Raw genomic sequence first — 17,914 nt, forward strand, 5'->3', positions numbered from 1 at the left:
TCATGCTCCTTCCGCGGGCGTCGCCACCGTGCGACGCTCGATGCGCTTCTCGATGTCGGTGCCGACCTCCACGACGCGGTGCACGTAGATGCCCGGCAGGTGCACGGCGTCGGCGTCGATCTCGCCCGGCTCGACGAGTTCTTCCACCTGCGCGATACACACCCGCCCGCTCATCGCGGCCAGCGGGTTGAAGTTGCGTGCCGCCTTGTTGAACACGAGATTGCCGTGCCGGTCGCCGCGCAGGGCGTGCACGAGTGCGAAGTCCGCGACGATGCCCTCCTCCAGCACGCACTCGCGCTCACGGCCGGCGACGGTGAACGTGCGTGTCTCTTTGACGGGGGATGCCACGGCCACCCCGCCGTTGCCGTCATAACGACGCGGTAGGCCGCCCTCGGCGACCTGTGTGCCCACGCCGGTCGGGGTGAAGAACGCCGCGACGCCCGCTCCCCCGGCCCGCAGCTTCTCGGCCAGGGTGCCCTGTGGTGTCAGCTCGAGTTCGAGATCCCCCTCGAGGAACTGCCGCTCGAACTCCTTGTTCTCACCCACGTACGACGAGGTCATCTTGCGGATCCGTCGTTGGCCCAGCAGCAGCCCGAGCCCCCAGTCGTCGACCCCGCAGTTGTTGGAGATGACTGACAGATCAGTCGTTCCCTGCGCAAGGAGCGCCTCGATCAGCGCCATCGGGTTGCCGCTCAGCCCGAATCCGCCGACGGCGATGGATGCACCGTCGGGGATGTCCGCGACGGCCTCGGCCGCGCTTGCCACCTGTTTGTCGATCACACGGACCTCCTCGTCGTGATGCGCCGCTGCGGCGCTGCATCCATCGTCTCGCCGTCGTGCCGTCGCCGCATCCCGTCGTTTGCGATGTGGATGCCGCACGCCGTACTGTTCATATTATGGACACGCACGCCACTGTGCCGGGCGCGCAAGCCGTGGCACGCGCGGCCGCGCTGCTGCGCTTGGTCACGGCCGCGGGCGATGTCGGCGTGACCACCGCGGACCTGGCCCGCCAGGCCGACCTGACGCGCCCCACGACGCACCGGCTGCTGGCCGCTCTTCGCCACGAAGGGCTCGTCGACCAGGACGAGGGAACAGGATCGTGGATGCCGGGGCCCGAACTGTTCCTCATGGGCAACGTCGCCGCGGCACGGTACGACATCACCGAGGTCGCCCGCGACATCGTGCGCTCCCTGTCGGTGCGCACAGAGGAGAGCGCGTTCCTGTCCGTACGCCGCGGGGATGAGACCGTGTGCCTGGTCAATGAGGAGGGCAGCTTCCCCATCCGTTCGTTCGTGCTGCACGAGGGCTCGCGGTTCCCTCTCGGCATCGCCTCGGCGGGCCTCGCGATCCTCGCCTTCCTGGAGCCTCACGATGTGGACGCCTACTTCGAACGGCATCCCGACTTGGCCGAACGCTACGGCGCCGCACATGGGGAGGCGCGTCTGCGTGCGCGGCTGCGTGACACCAAGGAGCGCGGATACTCGCTGAACCCCGGGCTGATCGTCGAGGGCAGCTACGGCATCGGCGCCGCCGTGTTCACCCGCGAAGGGCACCCGCAGTGGGCGCTGAGCCTGAACGGCGTCGAGTTCCGGTTCGGGCCCGACCGCCTGCCCGAGCTGGGGCGCACGCTCCTCGCACACGCCCACCAGCTCACGACGCGGATCGCATCGGCGCGACGCTGATGGCCGCCGCGATCTCGGGGGCGACGACGTCGGCGCCCTCGGGCGACATCACGATGGTGTAGTGGTTGAACCCGCCGATCCGTCGGTGTTCCACGGCCGGATGATCGGCCAGGAGACGATTCAGGTGCGCGGGTGCGTACAGGCCTGGCTCTTCGTCCTGCAGCCCGCGAGGCACCGTGAGCAGCCGGGTGGGGTGCCGCAGCCGCCCGAGGGCGTCGGGGACCGCGCTGCCCGTATTCATGTCGATCGTGTCGTCGACCACCGTGGCGTACGCGGTCGCGGGGTGAAGTGCTCCCCCGTCGTCCTCGACGAGATCGTACGCGAGGTAGTCCTCCAGCTCGGGCGTCCACGCCTGCCGGAAGGCCGGATGCGCACGCCAGAAGTCGAGGTACTCCGCGGTGGAAGTGAACCGCATCTCCAGCCGCTCGGCAGTCGGCCCCAGCACGAGACGGATCGCGGTGTCGGGGTCGAGGTCGGCGGGCACGTCCAGAGGGAATCCGCCGTCCACGAGCACGAGCGATGACACCCGATCGGGGTGCACATCTGCCAGCACGACAGAGACGAACGCCCCCATCGAGTGGCCGACCACGACGGCGCGGTCGATGCTCAGCGCGTCGAGCACGGCGACCATGTCCGCGGCGTGCGCCGCCATTCCGGCGGGGCCGGCCAGCCGGTTGCTGCGGCCGCGGCCGCGCAGGTCGGGAGCGATCAGCCGCACGCCCGGCAGCCGATCGGCGACGAACGGCCAGGCGAGGTGCGAGGAGGTCACGCCGTGGATGAGAAGCGCGGTCGGCGCGTCGGCCGAATCAGCCTCCCAGACACCCACGTGCAGCATCCCGCCGTCCACGGGAACGTCGATCTCGTGCCGTTCGCGACTCATCGTGCCGTCCATCCGCCGTCGATCGTGTACGAGGCGCCCGTCGTCATCCCGGAGTGCGCGCCCACGAGCCAGCCGGCGAGCGAGGCGACTTCTTCGGGCTCGACGAGGCGCTTGACCGCCATCTCGGTCAGCATGATCTTCTCTACGACCTCCGACTCGGGGATGCCGTGCACCGCGGCCTGGTCGGTGATCTGCTTCTCCACCAGCGGCGTGCGCACGTACGCCGGGTTGATGCAGTTGCTTGTCACGCCGTGCTCAGCGCCCTCCAGCGCCGCGACCTTCGAGAGGCCTTCGAGCGCGTGCTTGGCGGTCACATACGCGACCTTGAAAGCGCTGGCGCGCAGTCCGTGTGCGCTGGAGATGTTCACGATGCGCCCCCAGCCACGCTCGTACATGGTGGGCAGCGCCGCGCGGATCAGCAGGAACGGCGCCTCGACCATGAGCCGCTGAATGAGCCGGAACGCCTCGGGGTCGAACTCGGTGATCGGTGCGACCCGCTGGATTCCGGCATTGTTCACGAGAATGTCTGCGTCCAAGGACAGTCCGTCCAGGGCAGGAGTGTCGGAGAGGTCGACCGCCCAGACTTCGCCGTCGAGGGTGGATGCCGCAGCCTGCGCCGCGTCAGCATCGAGGTCTGCGATCACGACGTGCGCGCCACGCGCGGCGAGCTCCCGCGCGCAGGCCAGTCCGATGCCACTGGCGCCTCCGGTGACGACGGCCCGCTTGCCGTCGAGGTCCCGTTCGGTCATGAGTTCTCGCCTTCCTTGCTGTTCTGTCCGTGTTCGCGCGGTGAGAGCGCGTTGTCGATGAAGTGCATCAGGGCGTCGAAGGCCTCGTCGGGCAGGGTCGCGGGTCCGTCGCCGTCTGCCGTGCGTTCCCACAGCAGATAGCGCATCCCGATCAGCTCTCCCATGCCCATGAGAGCCCACGCCGCGATCTCCGGATCGAGCGTGCGATCGACCTCATCCTGCTGCTGGGCCCGGCGCAGCCCGGCCTCATACCCCTCGACGATGCGCGTGTAGTGCAGCTTGAGCATGTCAGGCGAGACGAACTCCGCCTCGCGGACGACGCGGTAGAGCGCCGGATGCCGCGCCGTGAAGTGGAAGAAGCCCGCGAAGCCCGCGCGCTCGGCCTCGAGCCTCGAAGCGGCACCCGTCATCGCCTCGGCCATGGAGTGGCGCACGCGCTGGTTCAGATCGACGACGAGCGACTCGAAAATAGTCTGCTTGCTGTCGAAGTAGAGGTAGAAGGTTCCCAGGCCGATCCCGGCACGCTCGGTGATCTTCACGATCGAGGCTTCGTGATACCCCTGGTCGGCGAACACGTGCTCGGCCGCCTCCAGGAGGCGACGTCGCGTGGCCTCGCCGCGCTTGGTGAGCGGCCGGCCGGTCACCGACGACACGTTCAGCGCCGTCTGTTCATTCTGCACACTCATAGGCCCCCTCTTCCCAGATCGCCCGGGCCTGCTCTCGCAGGCGCGACCGGGCGAGCTTGTCTATCGCCGAACGCGGCAGCTCGTCCCTCACGATGACCCGCACGGGCACCTTGAACGACGCGAGCCTCTCGCGCGCATGGGCGAGCAGCTCATCCTGCCCGCACGGAACACCGGGAACGAGTTCCACGAAGGCGAGACCGCGTTCGCCCCACACCCGATCGGGCACGCCGACGACCACCGCTGCGCGCACCGCCGGATGCGCACACAGCGCACGCTCGACTTCAGCGGGTGCGACGTTCTCGCCCCCGGAGATGTAGATGTCCTTGATCCGGTCGACGATCCGGTACCGGCCGTCTTCGCCGCGTCGGGCAAGGTCTCCGGTGCGCAGCCACTCCCCCGCGAATGCGCTGGTCGTGGCGTTCGGATCGCCGAGATATCCGGTGAACACGCTCGGTCCTCGCACCCAGAGCTCGCCCACCGCACCCTCGCCCGTCGGCAGGCCGGTACCGGGATCGGCGATGCACACATCGACGTGCGGATACGGGACGCCGACGGTGCCCTGCGCGGCCCGGGCGTCGCCGGGGGCGACCGACAGCACGTTCGGGGCTGCTTCAGTCAGCCCATATCCGGCCAGAAGCTCCACACCGCGCGCGCGCCAGACCTCTTGCAGCTCATCGTCGGCCGGCGCACCGCCGACCTGCGCGATCCGCAGCGAGCTGAGGTCGGCCGCAGCGAAGCCGGGGTCGTCGGCGAGCAGCCGATACTGCGTCGGCACGCCCATGAGCGCGGTCACGTGTCGCTCGGAGATCAACTGAAGCACCCGGTCGGGCTGAAACGAGCGCTCGAGGACGACGGTGGCGCCCGTCCACCACGCCAGCAGCGGCTGCACGTTCCACGCGGCGATGTGAAACTGCGGCAGCGCCGCCAGCACGACGTCGTCGGTGCGCAGGCCGATCGCCCCGGCCAGCGCCAGGTTGTTCCAGAAGCAGTTGGCGTGGCTGAGCATGACACCCTTGGGCGTGCCCTCGCTGCCTGAGGTGAAGATCACCAGGGCGGTGTCGTCGTCGCGGACGGCGCGATGCTTGGGCCGCTCGCCGAAGCGTTCGTCTCGCTCGGGCGCGTGGGTCTCCACGCCTGCCACGCCCAGAGGCGCCTGCGGAAGCGGCATCCCCCGTCGGCGCTGTGCATCGGCGGCGGGCCCGGCGTAGTCTTCCTCGACGAGCAGCAGCTGCGGGCTCGCCCGTGCGATGACCTCTGCGAGCTCGCTCGACGCCAGCCGCCACGAGAGCGGGACGAAGGCGATGCCGGCCTTCGCGCAGGCGAAGAACGCCACGACGTGGTCGATCGTGTTGCCCGATATGGTCGCGATGCGATCGCCGGGCCCGTAGCCCGCGGTGCGCAGGCGGTCGGCCAGATCGCGTGCGCGCTCGGCGAGTCGCGCATAGTCGATCGTGACGCCGCGGTCGTCGATCGCCGTCTTCGCCGGCGTCGTCACAGCGCGGTCGTCGAGCCACCGGCCCAGTGTGTGTGCCCCGTCTGCCGGCATCCCGTCGTCGTACATCACACCCGCACGTCCTCTTCGGCGATCTCGTCGGCACGGTTCACGTTGACGAACGACGCGGGCGCGCGACGCGCGCGGCGCCTGCGGACCAGCGCGTCGACCGTGCCCGCGATGCCGCCGGGCAGGAACATCACCACGATGATGAAGAGTACGCCCAGCAGGAACAGCGGTTCTGAGAGCGGGATGCGCAGCACGTCGGGCATGCCGGCAATGAGGTCCGAGCGCGCGAGCACCGTGAGCCGCTGGTCGAGCAAGGTGTAGACCACGCCGCCGACGACGGCTCCCCAGCGGAATCCGACACCGCCGAGCACCACCATCACGAGGATCGTGATGGTCAGGTCGGCCGACACGGCGTGCGGCTGGGTGCCGCTCTGCAGAAGCAGGTAGGCGATGCCGGCGAGGGATGCCGCGACCGCCGCGGCGATGAAGACCACGAGCTTGGCAACGTAGGGGCTCAGACCCAGCACGCGCACGCGCAACTCGTTCTCTCGCGCGGCGCGGGCCACGTGCCCGAGGCGCGATCGGTCGACCCAGAGCGCGATGAGGTACGCGATCACCACGACCACGAGCGCGAACCAGTACAGGTTCCGGGTGTTGATCACGCCCACGAGCCAATCGGGCACGTGCGCCGTCGGCAGGCTGAGACCCTCTTCTCCTCCGGTGATCTGCGCGTTGCGCCGTACGAGCACCGACGCAGCCTGGGCGAACGCGAGCGTGACCATGGCGAACGGGATGCCGTTGACGCGCAGGCTGACAGCACCGGTGACCACGGCGATCACGAGTCCGCCGAGCACTGCGATCAGCACCGACGGCCACAGCGGCATCTGCAGCGACTGCAGCACGATGCCCAGCCCGTAGGCGCCAGCCCCGAACGACAGTGCATGCCCGAACGAGAGCAGACCGGCGGTGCCCAGCAGCATGTTGTACGACAGCGCGAGGGCCGCGTAGACCATGCACAGTGAGAGCAACGCGAGCGTGCCGGGCGTGTAGGTCGGGCCGGGCAGGACGCCGGGGATGCTGATGTTCAGCAGCGGCAGGATGGCCAGGATGACCACCACGGCGACGCCCGCGACCACGGGCACGAACGGTGAACGGGACGCGCGGGTCATACGGCTGCCCTCCCCAGAAGGCCGGACGGGCGGACGAGAAGCACGACGGCGAGCAGGACCACGACGATGAAGTCGCCGGTCCCGGCGAGGAAGAAGTTGGCGAACTGCTGCAGCACCGCCACGAGCACCGAGGCGACGGCGGCGCCCGGCAGCGAGCCGAGCCCACCGATGATCGTCACGATGAACGCGAAGATCAGCAGCGTCTGCCCGAGGCCGCTGGACACATACCCCGCCCACTGCGCGGCGAGGACCCCGCCGATGCCGGCTGCAGCTCCGCCGATCGCGAAGACGAGGGTGAACGACCGGCGCACGTCGATGCCCAGCGCCGTCACCATCGCACGGTTCTCCACACCCGCGCGGATGATGATGCCGTAGCGAGTGCGGCGCAGGAACAGCACCATCAGACCCAGCACGATGGCCGCCACGACGATGAGCAGCCAGTACACGTTGGGCACCTTCGCGCCCAGGACCGACGTCGTCGCATCCAGCCACGCGGGACCGGCGATGTACACCGGGTCGGTTCCCCAGATTCCGTTGAACAGGGCGATCGCGGCGAACGAGAGGCCGACCGTCACAAGCACCTGCTCGATGTGCCGTTCGTACAGCGGGCGGATCAGCGCCAGCTCGGTGAGGGCGGCGAACAGCGCGCCCACGACAGCCCCCACGACGATCGAGAGAAGGAAGCCGCCCCAGTTGGCGGCATCCAGTCTCCGTGCCACTTCCCATCCGATGAATGCGCTCAGCGACAGGAACGCGCCGTGCGCGAAGTTCAGCACGTGCATCAGCCCGTAGATGAGGCTCAGTCCCGATGAGACGAGGAAGTACAGCGCTCCCAGGCCGACACCGGTCAGCAGCGCCAAGACGATGGTGCTCATGCGCCCGCTCCCTGCTGCGCGTGCACGCCCAGAAGGCGGCGGGTGAGATCGGTGTCGTCGAGGATGTCAGCGGTCGCGCCGGTGTGCACGACCCGACCGGCCGCGATCACGACCGCCTTGTCGGCGAGCCGCCGCACGACCTGCAGGTTCTGCTCGACGAGCACAATGGGCACCGTGCGCGCCGCCCGTTCGAGCGCTTCTGCAACATCGTCGACGACCTTCGGCGCCAGCCCCTTCGTGGGCTCGTCGACGAGCAGCACGCGGTTCTCGTTCAGCAGAGCGCGGGCCAGCGAGACCATCTGCTGCTGGCCCCCGGAGAGCGTGCCGGCGCGCTGCGCCATACGCCCCGTCAGATCGGGGAAGAGCTCAGCGACGAGCTCGCGCCGCGAGCTGCCGTTGCGCTCGGCGAGGACGAGATTTTCGGCGACCGTGAGCCCCGCGAACACCTCGCGGTCTTCGGGCACGTAGCCGACCCCGCGTCGGGCGATGCGGTGCGTGAGCAGACTGTCGATCCGGTCTCCGCCGAGGCGTACCTCGCCGCGCCGCGAGATCAGGCCCATGATCGCCCGCAACGTCGAGGTCTTGCCGACGCCGTTGCGGCCGAGGATCGCCGTCACGCCGCGTTCAGGAACGTCGAAGCTCACGTCTTCGACGACCTGCTGGCCGGCGATCGATGCACGCAGGCCGCGCACCTGCAAGATGTCGCTCATGCGGCACTTCCCAGGTAGGCGCTCTGCACGAGCGGATCGCTCATCACCCTCTGCGGCGCGTCGAACGCGATGATCTGTCCGGCGTACATGACCGCGACCTTCTCGACGAGGCCCATGAGCACGTCGATGTGATGCTCGACCATGAGTACCGTGCAGCCGGTCGCACGGTGCAGATCGCGGATGCTCTCGACCAGACCCGCGACGTCGCCGGAGGCGACCCCGGCCATCGGTTCGTCGAGCAGGATGACCCGGGCGCGCATGGCCAGCAGCACCGCGATCTCGAGCTTGCGTTTGTCGCCGTGCGAGATGTCACCCGCGCGGGCATCGGCCCGATGGGTCAGCCCGACGATCGCGAGCATCTCGTCGGCCACCCGCGTGGCCTCGTCGTCGCGGTGCGGAAACCGCACCAGCGAGTAGCTGCCGCCGACGCGCGCCTGCGCGGCCAGCCGTACGTTCTCGCGCACCGTCAGCTGTGGGAACAGGCTCGAGGTCTGGAACGTGCGCCCCAGCCCCGCCCGTGCGCGCCGCGCGACCGAGAGCCGCGTGATGTCGGTGCCGTGCATCTCGATGGTGCCCTCCGTGGGGCGTACGAGGCCGGAGATCGCGTTGAACAGCGTCGTCTTGCCGGCCCCGTTCGGGCCGATCACGCCGACGAGCGCTCCGGGTGCGACGTCGAGCGCGACCTCGTCGAGGATGCCGATGCCGCCGATCTGCAGGCCGAGGCTGCGGATGCGCAACGCGGGCGGGACGGGGGCCGTCATCTCACTTGCCCGCTTCGGCCGGAGCGACCTCGTCCGCCGGCACGGCGCCGATGAGCTCGGGGACGTATGAGCCGGCCTTCTTCACGAGCTTGGCCTGGTACATCTCCTGGATGAGCGCGTGATCGGAAGCGCGAACGGCCGTCTTGCCCTTCGGCCCGTCGAAGCTGAAGCCCTCGAGCGCCTTGACCATGGCATCCACGTCGCCCTTGCCCTCCTTGACCGCGTGCACGAGCATGATCGCCGCGTTGAAGCCGTCGGGGCTGAACAGGTCGGGCGTGCCGCCGGCCTTCTCGATGAGAGAGATCATCTTCTCGTTGACGGGGTCGGTGTTCGCGCCGGGGAAGTAGTGACTGAGGAAGTTGATCTTCTCGCTGGCCTCGCCGTACGCGTCGAATGTGGGCGAGTCGCCGAGTCCGGTCACCACCGGGATCTCGTCGAGCACGCCCTGCTGCGACAGCGCCTGCCACATCGCGCCGCTGGTCGCCCCTGCCCACGCAACGAACACGAGGTCGGGCTTGGAGGAAAGGATCTGCTGCGCGAACGGGGTGAACTCCGTGGCATCCTCCGGTACCAGCACACTGTCGACAGTCGCGCCCTTGGCGCCGAGGATGGCCTTCACCGCCGCTTCATTGCCCTGTCCGAAGGCGGTGTTCTGCGCGAAGACGGTGATCTTCTTGCCGTCGATGTCGTCGAGGAACGTGCCGGCGGTCGCGACGTCCTGCGCGCTCTGGCGGCCGGAACGGAACGTGTACTCATTGAGCCCGGTGAGGGTGTCGACCGCGGCGGGGCCGGAGATGAACAGCACCTTGTTCTGCGCCGCCTGCTCGGCGACGGCCAGCGCGACGCCCGAGGAGGCGCTGCCCATCAGGATCTTGGTGCCCTTGCCGATGAGGTCCTTCGCTGCCGTGACCGCGGTGTCGGGGTCACCGGCATCGTCACGGTAGTCGATCTTCAGAGCCGTGCCGTCGACCGCGCCCGTGCCGTCGGTCGCGTAGTCCAGCCCCGCTTTGAACGCATCGAGGTACTGCTTGCCATAACCGGCCAGCGCACCGGTCTCGCTGGTGATGACGCCGACGCTGACCTCTCCGCCCGACGCGGAAGGGTTCGTGTCGCCGGATGCCGTCGGTGCGCATGCTGCGAGGGCGACGGCCGCTGCCGCCGTCAATGCTGCAAGCAGCACGAGTTTCTTGGTGGCCCGCATGGGAGTGCCTTTCGCCGTTGGAAGGTTTATGAAACCCGATTCAGGTACTGGAAAGAGTACGGATCGCGGCATCCCCCTGTCAACATTCGCGTCTCATTACTCCCGGCTTCGGCGGCCGCCGCGGCATCCCGCTCCGGACTAACCTGACTGCCCAGACGGGATGAGCGGAGCTGATCGTGCAGGTGCCGGTGTATTACTTCTCGAGCGGTTCGGGGATGGTCAAACTGTTCGCAACGCGTCTGGGGCGCCCGGTGTTCGATCTTGGCAACCGGCACGTGCGCCGCTCGGTGCCCGAAGGCCCGTGGGTGCTCCTGACTCCGTCGTACAAGACGGGCAACCCCGACAACGACGCTCTGCCGGAGCCGGTGCGCCGATTCTTGCGTCATCCGCTCACGCGACGCCGCCTGGTGGGGATCATGGGTTCGGGCAACCGCAATTTCGGCGCGCACTACCAGGCGGCGGCGCGGCAGATAGCCCGGGCGTCGGGGCGCCCGATCCTGTTCGAGTTCGAGCTGCAGGGCACGCCGTGGGACCTCGAGCGGGCACGCGAGATCCTCGCCGAGCTCGATGCGCGCTACTCGCACGTCGAGGGCTGATCCCCCGTAACGTGGGTCGCATGGACTCCGACCTCGTCAGCGACGTGACGGCCCTGCTGTACCGCTTAGACCCGCTCGAGCTGGCGCCCGTCGGCGTACCGGCGGACGAATATCGACTCGAGGCCGAGACAATCACCCAGCGCGTCGGCGAGGCGCAGACGGTCGAAGAGCTGGAGCGGATCATGCACGAGGAGTTCGTGGCGTGGTTCTCGCCGGAGCTGGCCGGTCCGCCCGAGCGCTACGCTGCGCTGGCGCGCGAAACCTGGACACTGATCTGAGACGAAAACGCCCGGCAGATGGACGACATCCCCCGGGCGTTTCTGTGTGGTGCGCCCCCTGGGATTCGAACCCAGAACCCATTGATTAAGAGTCAATTGCTCTGCCGTTGAGCTAGAGGCGCTCGGTTCACCGCAGTGGCGAACCGAGAGTCAACACTAGCACCCGGATCGGCGCGCAACGAAATCGAGCCGCACATCCACCACGGCTATCCTGAGCAGGTGACCCTACACGCCTCCCCCGCCGAGTTCGAAGACGATCTCGCGCTCGCCCTGCGCCTCGCCGACGCGGCCGACGAGGTGTCGATGGAGCACTTCGATGACCCCGCTCTCGGCGTTCTACTCAAGGCCGATGCGACCCACGTGACGGATGCTGACCTGGCGACCGAGCGTGCGATCCGCGACATCCTCACCGCCCAGCGCCCCAATGACGGCGTCTTCGGCGAAGAGTACGGCACGAGCGGCTCCACATCGCGTCAATGGGTGATCGACCCGATCGACGGCACGGCGAACTACATGAAGGGCATCCCGATGTGGGCGACCCTCATCGCCCTCATCGTCGAGGGCGTGCCCGAGGTGGGCGTGGTCAGCCAGCCGGCCCTGGGGCGCCGCTGGTGGGGTGCGACCGGCCAGGGAGCCTGGACGAACAGCCCCGACGGCGACCCGCGACGCCTGCAGGTCTCGAAGGTCGATGCGCTTGAGGAGTCGAGCGTGAGCTTCCAGAGCATCGCTCAGTGGGACGAAGCCGGCCACCTGGACGCGCTCGTACGCCTCAGCAGGGCCGTCTGGCGCGACCGCGGCTACGGCGACGCCTGGCCGTACATGCTCCTCGCCGAGGGCCGCCTGGAGATGGTGGCGGAGTTCGACGTCAAGGAGTACGACATCGCCGCCCATGTGCCGATCGTGCGCGAGGCCGGCGGCCGGTTCACCGATTTCACCGGACGGGATGCCGTGGACACGCGCTCCTCACTGGCGAGCAACGGCCTGCTCCACGACGCTTATCTGCGCCTGCTGCACGGACCGGATGCCTTGTGACCTCGCACCGCACACGGCATATCGCACTTGCGCTGAGCTGCGGCGCGCTCCTTGTCGCGCTCACTGCCTGCGGCGACGACTCCGCGACCTCGGCACCGGCGACCCCGGGGGCGTCGGCTCCGATCGCGGGCTCGCAGGTCACCCCGACCGCCGACGCCACCGATGACACGGTCGGCGACCCCGGCACACCGACCTGTGAGGCCATCCTCCCTGCAGAAACGGTGTCGGCGTTCACCGACGCCGGCTGGACTTCTCGTCAAGACCCGTTCTACGTGGGCAACACCGAGCTGAGTGACGGGCTGCAGTGCATCTGGGGTAACCCGGAAGTCGCCAGCGACGACGTCCAGGTCTACGGCTGGGCGCCCCTGTCGGGTGACGAGGCTCAGCAGGTGACCGACGAACTGACCGCGCAAGGATGGGTCGAGTCCGAAGAGAACGGCGCGAAGTACTTCGTCGCGCCCGACGACGCGCCGATGGGCATGGCCTACCGGATCGCCGGCGACGAGCTGACCGTCTCCGACACGAAACAGGGCCTGCTGCTCATCGAGTGGCCGCCGGCGGGCTGATCAAGCCCCTGCCACCAGCGCGAGCGCACCCGCGACCACACTCAACGGCGCGGCGATCGCGCCCCACGCTATGACCCGCTTCCACGGAACATGCACGCCCATGGCGACCAGACGGTCATGCCAGAGCAGCGTCGCCAGCGACCCCCATGGCAAGATCAGCGGTCCCGCATTGACTCCCACCAGCAGCGCCGCGAGGCGCACGGGATCCATCCCGGCAGCGGGTTCCAACGCCAGATAGGCGGGCAGGTTATTGACGAGGTTCGCGGATGCCGCACCGACCGAAGCCATCCGCAGCAGATCACCCGCACCCGTGCCTCCGCCGACGAGCGCGGCCAGCGCATCGCCGAGGCCCAGCGCGTGCACGGCGTCCACTGCCAAGAAGAGCCCCGACACGAAAACCAGGAGCCGCCACGGCAGCAGGCCGAACCGCAGCGACCGGCGTTGGCGTACCGCGAACACCACCATCAAGACGAGAGCGGCCACGACCGCCGGCATCCACACCGGCACTCCGCTGACGAGCAGCGGGAACAGCACCACGAGTGTGCCCGCACTCCACCGGTACAGCACCGGATCCTCGATCGCCGCGGTCTCGGGCACCTGGTAGCGGGCGCGCAGGTGACGCCCCGACACGAGCAGGATCACCAGCAGCGGCATCGCCAACGCCGCCAGTGCGGCGGGCCAGAGGAGTGCGGCAAACTCTCCCGGCGTGGGATCGCCCATCGCGCGCTGCGCCAGCAGGTTGGTGAGGTTCGAGACTGGTAGCAGCAGCGACCCGGCGTTCGCCGTCCACACAGTGGTCAGTGCGAAGGGCAATGGGTTGAGCCCAGACTGGCGCGCCAGCGCGATGACGATCGGCGTCAGAAGGACCGCCGTCGTGTCCAGCGACAGGAACACCGTGCACACCGTCGCGGCGGCGACCACCAGCATCCACAACATCCACGCTCTGCCGCGCCCCCATCGGGCGACATGCCGTGCAACCACCGTGAAGACCCCTGCGACCGCGGCGAGTTCGGTCACGACGGTGATGGCGATGACGAACAGGAGCACCGGCCAGACACGGTCCCACAGCACGAGGGCGTCGGAAAGGGGAAGGATGCCGGTGGCCAGGGCCACCGTGCCCAGCACCAGCAGCACGCCACCGACGGCGACCGTCTTCATCCGCACTCCCCGCGCCCGACGTGGTCTGTGACAAGCGAAGCCCCTCGGTCCCGCAACGGGATCGAGGGGCTTCCTCCGTGCGACAGCGGCTGGTGGAGATGGGGGGAATCGAACCCCCGTCCATCGCTGAATCTCCACGCCTTCTCCGGGCGCAGTCTGTGAAGACGTTCTGCTCGGCCCCGACCTTTGTCACAGACACCTAAGTCGACAGGCCCAGTCTGGGAAGAGTCCCGCGTGACGTCCAGACGCCGTCACACAGCAAGATCCCTAGATGACGCCAGGGTCCGTACCGGAATCACATACGGTCTGACGGACTATCGGGCTCGCTTACGCAGCGAGGGCGAAGTCAGTGCGCTTTGCATTGGCACTTGTTGTTTACAGGGAGCGTTCGCGAGATAACCCTGCATCCTCGGCCCGCTTCTCGTGAATAGACAGGCGATGTCGAAACCGATCATCCCCGTGCATGCTCTCGTGGAGCGGCCGCTGTCGCGCTGTGGAGTTTTCAACCGGATGCCGAAGCACCCGAGCATCACAGCATACAACGAGAACGCACGAAGCGGAATTCCCGCGCACAGCACGAGCATCGTAGGCTCTGTTCATGCCCGAAGTCACCATCACCGTACGCGGCGAGCACGAGTTGCGCCGCGCGCCCGAAGAGGCCGTCGCCCACATCGCTGTGCGCGCCGAAGGTCCCGATCGTGGCCCGGTCGTCGAGCGCATCGCCGCTCTCGCCGCGCCGATCCGCGATGAGCTCGCCGAGCGCAAGGAGGGCGGGACGCTCGTCGACTGGTCGAGCGCCCGGGTGGCTGTGTGGTCCGAGCGGCCGTGGGCCGGCGAGAAGCAGCTGGCGCCCGTCCACCACGCCGCCGTCGACATGACCGCCACGTTCGCCGACTTCGCCGCCTTGAGCTGGTGGATCACGCAGGTCGCCGAGCGCGACGGCGTGCAGGTCGGCACGATCGACTGGCGCCTGAAGACCGACACCCACACCGCCCTCGAACGCGACGTGGCCTCCCGCGCCGTTCAGGTCGCTGTGGAACGTGCGACCGCGTACGCGAACGCCCTCGGCCTTTCGGGGGTCACGCCCGTGGAGGTGTCCGATGTGGGGCTTCGTTCACCGGACGCGCCGGCTCCCCGCGCTCTCATGGCCGCGTCGGCAAAGGTCGTCGGCGACCCCGGCCTCGACTTCCAGCCCGAAGACATCACGGTCTCGGCCGCCGTCGAAGCGCGGTTCACGGCACGATGAGCGACATCACGCCACGCGCCGGCGCCGCCGAGCGGCTGTCCGCCCTGATCCGCATCCCCACCGTCTCGGCCGAACTTGATCAGCGCGGAATGGGCCCGTTCGATGAATTCGTCGCCCTCTTGCGCGAGATGTATCCGCTCACGCACGAGCATCTCGAGCTCACCCGGCACACCGACCTCGGACTTCTGTTCCGCTGGCGCGGACGCCGAGAGTCTGCTCCGCTCGTGCTCATGGCCCACTACGACGTCGTGCCTGTCGACGAGAGCGACCCCTGGTCCCACCCGCCCTTTGACGGAGTGATCGCCGACGGGCGTGTCTACGGACGCGGGACGCTCGATGACAAGGGCCCGCTGCTGGTGATCTTGGAAGCCGTCGAGAACCTGCTCGCGGCAGGCTTCACCCCAGCGCGCGATGTCTACCTCTCGTTCGGCGGCAACGAGGAGACCTACGGAGGCGCAGCCCGCCAGATCGCGGCATCCCTCCGCGACAGTGGTGTGATGCCGTGGCTCGTGCTCGACGAGGGTGGTGCGGTCGTCGAGGCACCGTTGCCTTTCGTGACCGGGCAGGCGGCGATGATCGGTCTTGCCGAGAAGGGCGTCATGACGCTCCGCCTCTCGGCGCGCGGGACGGGTGGCCACGCCTCGGCGCCGCCCCCGATGACCGCCGTGCGCCGCATCGCCCGCGCCGTCGACCGGCTCGACGCGGGTACGTTCCGCCCACACACACCGGAGACCATCCGCCGTCTGCTGGGGATCTTCGCCGGTCGGGCCTCGGGCATCGGCCGCCCGCTGTACCGCGTGCTCGCGGCCTGTCCACCGATCGCTGCCCGAGTCCTCGCGCGTCTCGGCGGCGAGAGCGCGGCCCTGGTGCGCACGACGGTCGCCGCGACCATGGCCGCGGGCGGCACAGCCGCCAATGTCCTCCCCTCGCAGGCGTCGGCGACGGTCAACCTGCGCATCGCGGTCGGTGAGACCGTCGACCGTACCGTGGCACGCGTGCGGCGACGCATCGCCGACCGCGAGGTCGAGGTGACGGTCGTGGAGGGTGATGATCCCTCGCCCCAGTCCCCCGCCGGCGGACCGGAGTTCGCCGCCCTTGCGGGCGCCTTGGCAGCGTCGTACCCCGACGCGCAAGCCGTGCCGTACATCATGATGCAGGCCAGCGACTCGCGGCACTTCCACCGCTTCAGCCCGGCGGTGTACCGGTTCACGCCGCTCGAGATGTCCGCAGCGCAACGCGCGGGGATCCACGGGGTGGACGAGTTCGTCACCATCGACGCGCTCGAGCGCGGGGAGCGATTCCACCGCGCGCTCATCCAGCAGTTAGAGTGATCCCACCCGAATCACCTGCTTGCGAAGGAGCACGCATGACGCGCACTGTCGCGCCCTCCCCCCGCGTCACACTCGGCACCCTCGCCGGCGTCGTCGGCTTCCTCGCCTTCGTCGAATTCACCAGCGGCGTGATCCAGGGCTACTACACGCCCATGCTCACCGACATCGCCCGGCATCTGCATATCGCGGATGCCGATGTGAACTGGCTCGAGGGCACGCAGCTGATGCTGTCGGCGCTCGTCGTGCCGGCCTTCGCGAAGCTCGGCGACATGATCGGCCACAAGCGGATGCTTCTCATCTCGACGGCTGTCACAGCCGCGGCATCCCTCGTTCTGCCGTTCACCGACTCGTTCGCGGTGTTCCTCGCCGGCTGGGCGCTCATGGGGTTCTACGTCGTCTGGCTGCCGCTGGAGATCGCCCTGATCTGGTCGCGCGCCCGCCGGATGGAAGGCCGGTCGACGATCACCGCGCGGGCGTCGGGGATGCTGGTGGCCGCGCTCGAATCCGGCGCGATCATCGGCGCCCTCGTCGGTGGTGCCCTCATCGACGCGCTGCCGCTGTGGATGGTGCTGCTGGTGCCGAGCATCATGATCGTCGTGTGCTTCTTCGTGGTCCTCGTCGGCGTGCGGGAGTCGCCAGAGCCGACCGGTGGCACCTTCGACACCGTCGGCGTCGTGCTCGTCTCACTGGCCCTCATCGCATTCACCGGCGGCCTCAGCCTGCTGCGGTTGAACGGACCCGCCGACCCCCTGTCGTGGCTGGTCACCGTGCTCGGCGTCGTGCTGCTCGTGCCGTTCGTGCTCTGGGAGCTGCGCTGCGCCGACCCGCTGATCGACGTGCGCATGTTCCGCTCCCCCGCGCTGGGCCCCGTCTTTCTCACGGCGGGACTGTTCGGTGTCAGCGTGCTGGGTGCCCAGGCGCCGCTGTCGACGTTCGCGCGCACTGATCCGAGCGTGTACGGCTACGGCCTCGGGACCACGGGGTTCGCGACCTCGCTCATCATCGGCGTGTATCTCGTCGCGATGATCGTCGGCGCCTTGCTCTACCCGCTGGTAGCCCGCGCGATCACGCCGCGGATGACGCTCGTGGGTGCCGCGCTGCTGGTGGGCGTCGGATTCCTCCTGTTCCTCCCGCTGCACAGCAGCTACGCGCAGGTCATCACGAACATGCTCATCGTCGGTGTGGGCTCGGGCGCGCTGGTCGCGGCTCTGCCGGCGGCCGCGGCGTCGGCCGCTCCGCCCACGCAGACCGGCGTCGCCACGGGACTCACGAACTCCGTCAAGACCGTCGGCGGCGCCATCGCGTCATGCGTATTCGGTATCGCCCTGCTCAACCACGCAGCGGGCGCCGGGGCGACCGCCGGATCGTTCGCCGGCTACGTGACGGTGTGGGTCGTGTGCGGCCTCACCGCTCTGGTTGCGGCCGTCCTGCTGCTGTTCGTGCCGAAGCAGGCCTTCAGCGATCGCACGGCCGAGCCTGCGGCCCTCACCTGA

General features: G+C 68.8%; 19 protein-coding genes, 1 tRNA gene and 1 other RNA gene. 8 read left to right on the top strand and 13 right to left on the bottom strand.

What is annotated here, in order from left to right; genetic code table 11:
* Positions 1-780: a CoA transferase subunit A gene (locus tag PU630_RS09170; RefSeq protein ID WP_275276778.1), complete on the bottom strand. Its 780-nt coding sequence runs from the start codon at positions 778-780 to the stop codon at positions 1-3.
* A gap of 116 nt (positions 781-896) precedes the next feature.
* Between PU630_RS09170 and PU630_RS09175 the strand changes: the two genes are divergently transcribed.
* Positions 897-1,682 carry an IclR family transcriptional regulator gene (locus PU630_RS09175; protein WP_275276779.1) on the top strand — a complete coding sequence of 262 codons (786 nt, stop codon included), beginning with the start codon at positions 897-899 and terminating at the stop codon, positions 1,680-1,682.
* Here PU630_RS09175 and PU630_RS09180 read toward each other — a convergent pair.
* The 9 genes from PU630_RS09180 to PU630_RS09220 are packed head-to-tail and all read right to left on the bottom strand — an operon-like array spanning position 1,651 to position 10,214.
* Positions 1,651-2,562, bottom strand: a complete 912-nt coding sequence (locus PU630_RS09180; RefSeq protein WP_275276780.1) for an alpha/beta fold hydrolase — start codon at positions 2,560-2,562, stop codon at positions 1,651-1,653. The two genes, PU630_RS09175 and PU630_RS09180, sit on opposite strands and share 32 nt — an antisense overlap.
* Complete coding sequence (locus PU630_RS09185; protein ID WP_275276781.1) at positions 2,559-3,311, bottom strand: 3-hydroxybutyrate dehydrogenase; 753 nt, start codon at positions 3,309-3,311, stop codon at positions 2,559-2,561. Before PU630_RS09185 ends, PU630_RS09180 begins: the two co-directional genes overlap by 4 nt.
* On the bottom strand, positions 3,308-3,997 hold the full coding sequence (locus tag PU630_RS09190) for a TetR/AcrR family transcriptional regulator (protein ID WP_275276782.1): 690 nt from the start codon (positions 3,995-3,997) through the stop codon (positions 3,308-3,310). The genes PU630_RS09185 and PU630_RS09190 overlap by 4 nt, the downstream gene beginning before the upstream one ends.
* Positions 3,981-5,558, bottom strand: coding sequence for a class I adenylate-forming enzyme family protein (locus PU630_RS09195; protein WP_275280063.1), 1,578 nt, complete (start codon positions 5,556-5,558; stop codon positions 3,981-3,983). The genes PU630_RS09190 and PU630_RS09195 overlap by 17 nt, the downstream gene beginning before the upstream one ends.
* A complete protein-coding gene (locus tag PU630_RS09200) occupies positions 5,558-6,667 on the bottom strand; it encodes a branched-chain amino acid ABC transporter permease (protein ID WP_275276783.1) in 1,110 nt (369 codons plus the stop codon). The genes PU630_RS09195 and PU630_RS09200 overlap by 1 nt, the downstream gene beginning before the upstream one ends.
* The gene (locus PU630_RS09205) at positions 6,664-7,542 is read right to left on the bottom strand and encodes a branched-chain amino acid ABC transporter permease (protein WP_275276784.1); all 879 of its coding nucleotides are present in this window, start codon (positions 7,540-7,542) and stop codon (positions 6,664-6,666) included. Before PU630_RS09205 ends, PU630_RS09200 begins: the two co-directional genes overlap by 4 nt.
* The gene (locus tag PU630_RS09210; protein ID WP_275276785.1) at positions 7,539-8,252 is read right to left on the bottom strand and encodes an ABC transporter ATP-binding protein; all 714 of its coding nucleotides are present in this window, start codon (positions 8,250-8,252) and stop codon (positions 7,539-7,541) included. Before PU630_RS09210 ends, PU630_RS09205 begins: the two co-directional genes overlap by 4 nt.
* Positions 8,249-9,013 (bottom strand): ABC transporter ATP-binding protein, encoded by a 765-nt coding sequence (locus tag PU630_RS09215; RefSeq protein WP_275276786.1) that lies wholly within the window; start codon positions 9,011-9,013, stop codon positions 8,249-8,251. The genes PU630_RS09210 and PU630_RS09215 overlap by 4 nt, the downstream gene beginning before the upstream one ends.
* Position 9,014: 1 nt before the next feature.
* On the bottom strand, positions 9,015-10,214 hold the full coding sequence (locus PU630_RS09220) for a substrate-binding domain-containing protein (RefSeq protein ID WP_275276787.1): 1,200 nt from the start codon (positions 10,212-10,214) through the stop codon (positions 9,015-9,017).
* A 176-nt stretch (positions 10,215-10,390) separates the two neighbouring features.
* Here PU630_RS09220 and nrdI point away from each other — a divergent pair, with 176 nt between their 5' ends.
* Positions 10,391-10,810 (top strand): class Ib ribonucleoside-diphosphate reductase assembly flavoprotein NrdI, encoded by a 420-nt coding sequence (nrdI, locus tag PU630_RS09225; RefSeq protein WP_343075838.1) that lies wholly within the window; start codon positions 10,391-10,393, stop codon positions 10,808-10,810.
* 20 nt (positions 10,811-10,830) lie between these two features.
* Entirely contained in the window at positions 10,831-11,088 is a 258-nt protein-coding gene (locus PU630_RS09230; RefSeq protein WP_275276788.1) for a hypothetical protein, read from the top strand.
* Between the two features lie 47 nt (positions 11,089-11,135).
* Here the strand turns inward: PU630_RS09230 and PU630_RS09235 are convergent.
* A tRNA-Lys gene (locus tag PU630_RS09235) sits at positions 11,136-11,210 on the bottom strand.
* 97 nt (positions 11,211-11,307) lie between these two features.
* Here PU630_RS09235 and PU630_RS09240 point away from each other — a divergent pair.
* Together PU630_RS09240 and PU630_RS09245 are read left to right on the top strand one after the other, a co-directional pair.
* Positions 11,308-12,120, top strand: a complete 813-nt coding sequence (locus tag PU630_RS09240) for an inositol monophosphatase family protein (RefSeq protein ID WP_275276789.1) — start codon at positions 11,308-11,310, stop codon at positions 12,118-12,120.
* The gene (locus tag PU630_RS09245; protein WP_275276790.1) at positions 12,117-12,686 is read left to right on the top strand and encodes a hypothetical protein; all 570 of its coding nucleotides are present in this window, start codon (positions 12,117-12,119) and stop codon (positions 12,684-12,686) included. The genes PU630_RS09240 and PU630_RS09245 overlap by 4 nt, the downstream gene beginning before the upstream one ends.
* Here the strand turns inward: PU630_RS09245 and PU630_RS09250 are convergent, their stop codons facing one another.
* Both PU630_RS09250 and ssrA read right to left on the bottom strand, forming a co-directional pair.
* Positions 12,687-13,844: an SLC13 family permease gene (locus PU630_RS09250; protein ID WP_275276791.1), complete on the bottom strand. Its 1,158-nt coding sequence runs from the start codon at positions 13,842-13,844 to the stop codon at positions 12,687-12,689.
* Positions 13,845-13,934: 90 nt separating this feature from the next.
* Positions 13,935-14,303, bottom strand: a transfer-messenger RNA (tmRNA) gene (gene ssrA, locus PU630_RS09255).
* A gap of 139 nt (positions 14,304-14,442) precedes the next feature.
* Between ssrA and PU630_RS09260 the strand changes: the two genes are divergently transcribed.
* Genes PU630_RS09260 through PU630_RS09270 form a run of 3 tightly spaced genes read left to right on the top strand, consistent with a single transcriptional unit; the run spans position 14,443 to position 17,914 of the window.
* Positions 14,443-15,090 (top strand): SIMPL domain-containing protein, encoded by a 648-nt coding sequence (locus PU630_RS09260; RefSeq protein WP_275276792.1) that lies wholly within the window; start codon positions 14,443-14,445, stop codon positions 15,088-15,090.
* Positions 15,087-16,421: a M20/M25/M40 family metallo-hydrolase gene (locus PU630_RS09265; RefSeq protein WP_275276793.1), complete on the top strand. Its 1,335-nt coding sequence runs from the start codon at positions 15,087-15,089 to the stop codon at positions 16,419-16,421. Before PU630_RS09260 ends, PU630_RS09265 begins: the two co-directional genes overlap by 4 nt.
* A gap of 35 nt (positions 16,422-16,456) precedes the next feature.
* Positions 16,457-17,914 (top strand): MFS transporter, encoded by a 1,458-nt coding sequence (locus PU630_RS09270; protein ID WP_275276794.1) that lies wholly within the window; start codon positions 16,457-16,459, stop codon positions 17,912-17,914.

The sequence above is a fragment of the Microbacterium horticulturae genome (genome assembly GCF_029094505.1).
Lineage (GTDB): Bacteria > Actinomycetota > Actinomycetes > Actinomycetales > Microbacteriaceae > Microbacterium > Microbacterium horticulturae.

Coding starts and splice junctions, on each gene's coding strand:
- PU630_RS09175 (WP_275276779.1), top strand. CDS start 897: ATGGACACGCACGCCACTGTGCCGGGCGCGCAAGCCGTGGCACGCGCG.
- PU630_RS09180 (WP_275276780.1), bottom strand. CDS start 2,562: ATGAGTCGCGAACGGCACGAGATCGACGTTCCCGTGGACGGCGGGATG.
- PU630_RS09185 (WP_275276781.1), bottom strand. CDS start 3,311: ATGACCGAACGGGACCTCGACGGCAAGCGGGCCGTCGTCACCGGAGGC.
- PU630_RS09190 (WP_275276782.1), bottom strand. CDS start 3,997: ATGAGTGTGCAGAATGAACAGACGGCGCTGAACGTGTCGTCGGTGACC.
- PU630_RS09195 (WP_275280063.1), bottom strand. CDS start 5,558: ATGTACGACGACGGGATGCCGGCAGACGGGGCACACACACTGGGCCGG.
- PU630_RS09200 (WP_275276783.1), bottom strand. CDS start 6,667: ATGACCCGCGCGTCCCGTTCACCGTTCGTGCCCGTGGTCGCGGGCGTC.
- PU630_RS09205 (WP_275276784.1), bottom strand. CDS start 7,542: ATGAGCACCATCGTCTTGGCGCTGCTGACCGGTGTCGGCCTGGGAGCG.
- PU630_RS09210 (WP_275276785.1), bottom strand. CDS start 8,252: ATGAGCGACATCTTGCAGGTGCGCGGCCTGCGTGCATCGATCGCCGGC.
- PU630_RS09215 (WP_275276786.1), bottom strand. CDS start 9,013: ATGACGGCCCCCGTCCCGCCCGCGTTGCGCATCCGCAGCCTCGGCCTG.
- PU630_RS09220 (WP_275276787.1), bottom strand. CDS start 10,214: ATGCGGGCCACCAAGAAACTCGTGCTGCTTGCAGCATTGACGGCGGCA.
- PU630_RS09230 (WP_275276788.1), top strand. CDS start 10,831: ATGGACTCCGACCTCGTCAGCGACGTGACGGCCCTGCTGTACCGCTTA.
- PU630_RS09250 (WP_275276791.1), bottom strand. CDS start 13,844: ATGAAGACGGTCGCCGTCGGTGGCGTGCTGCTGGTGCTGGGCACGGTG.
- PU630_RS09260 (WP_275276792.1), top strand. CDS start 14,443: ATGCCCGAAGTCACCATCACCGTACGCGGCGAGCACGAGTTGCGCCGC.
- PU630_RS09265 (WP_275276793.1), top strand. CDS start 15,087: ATGAGCGACATCACGCCACGCGCCGGCGCCGCCGAGCGGCTGTCCGCC.
- PU630_RS09270 (WP_275276794.1), top strand. CDS start 16,457: ATGACGCGCACTGTCGCGCCCTCCCCCCGCGTCACACTCGGCACCCTC.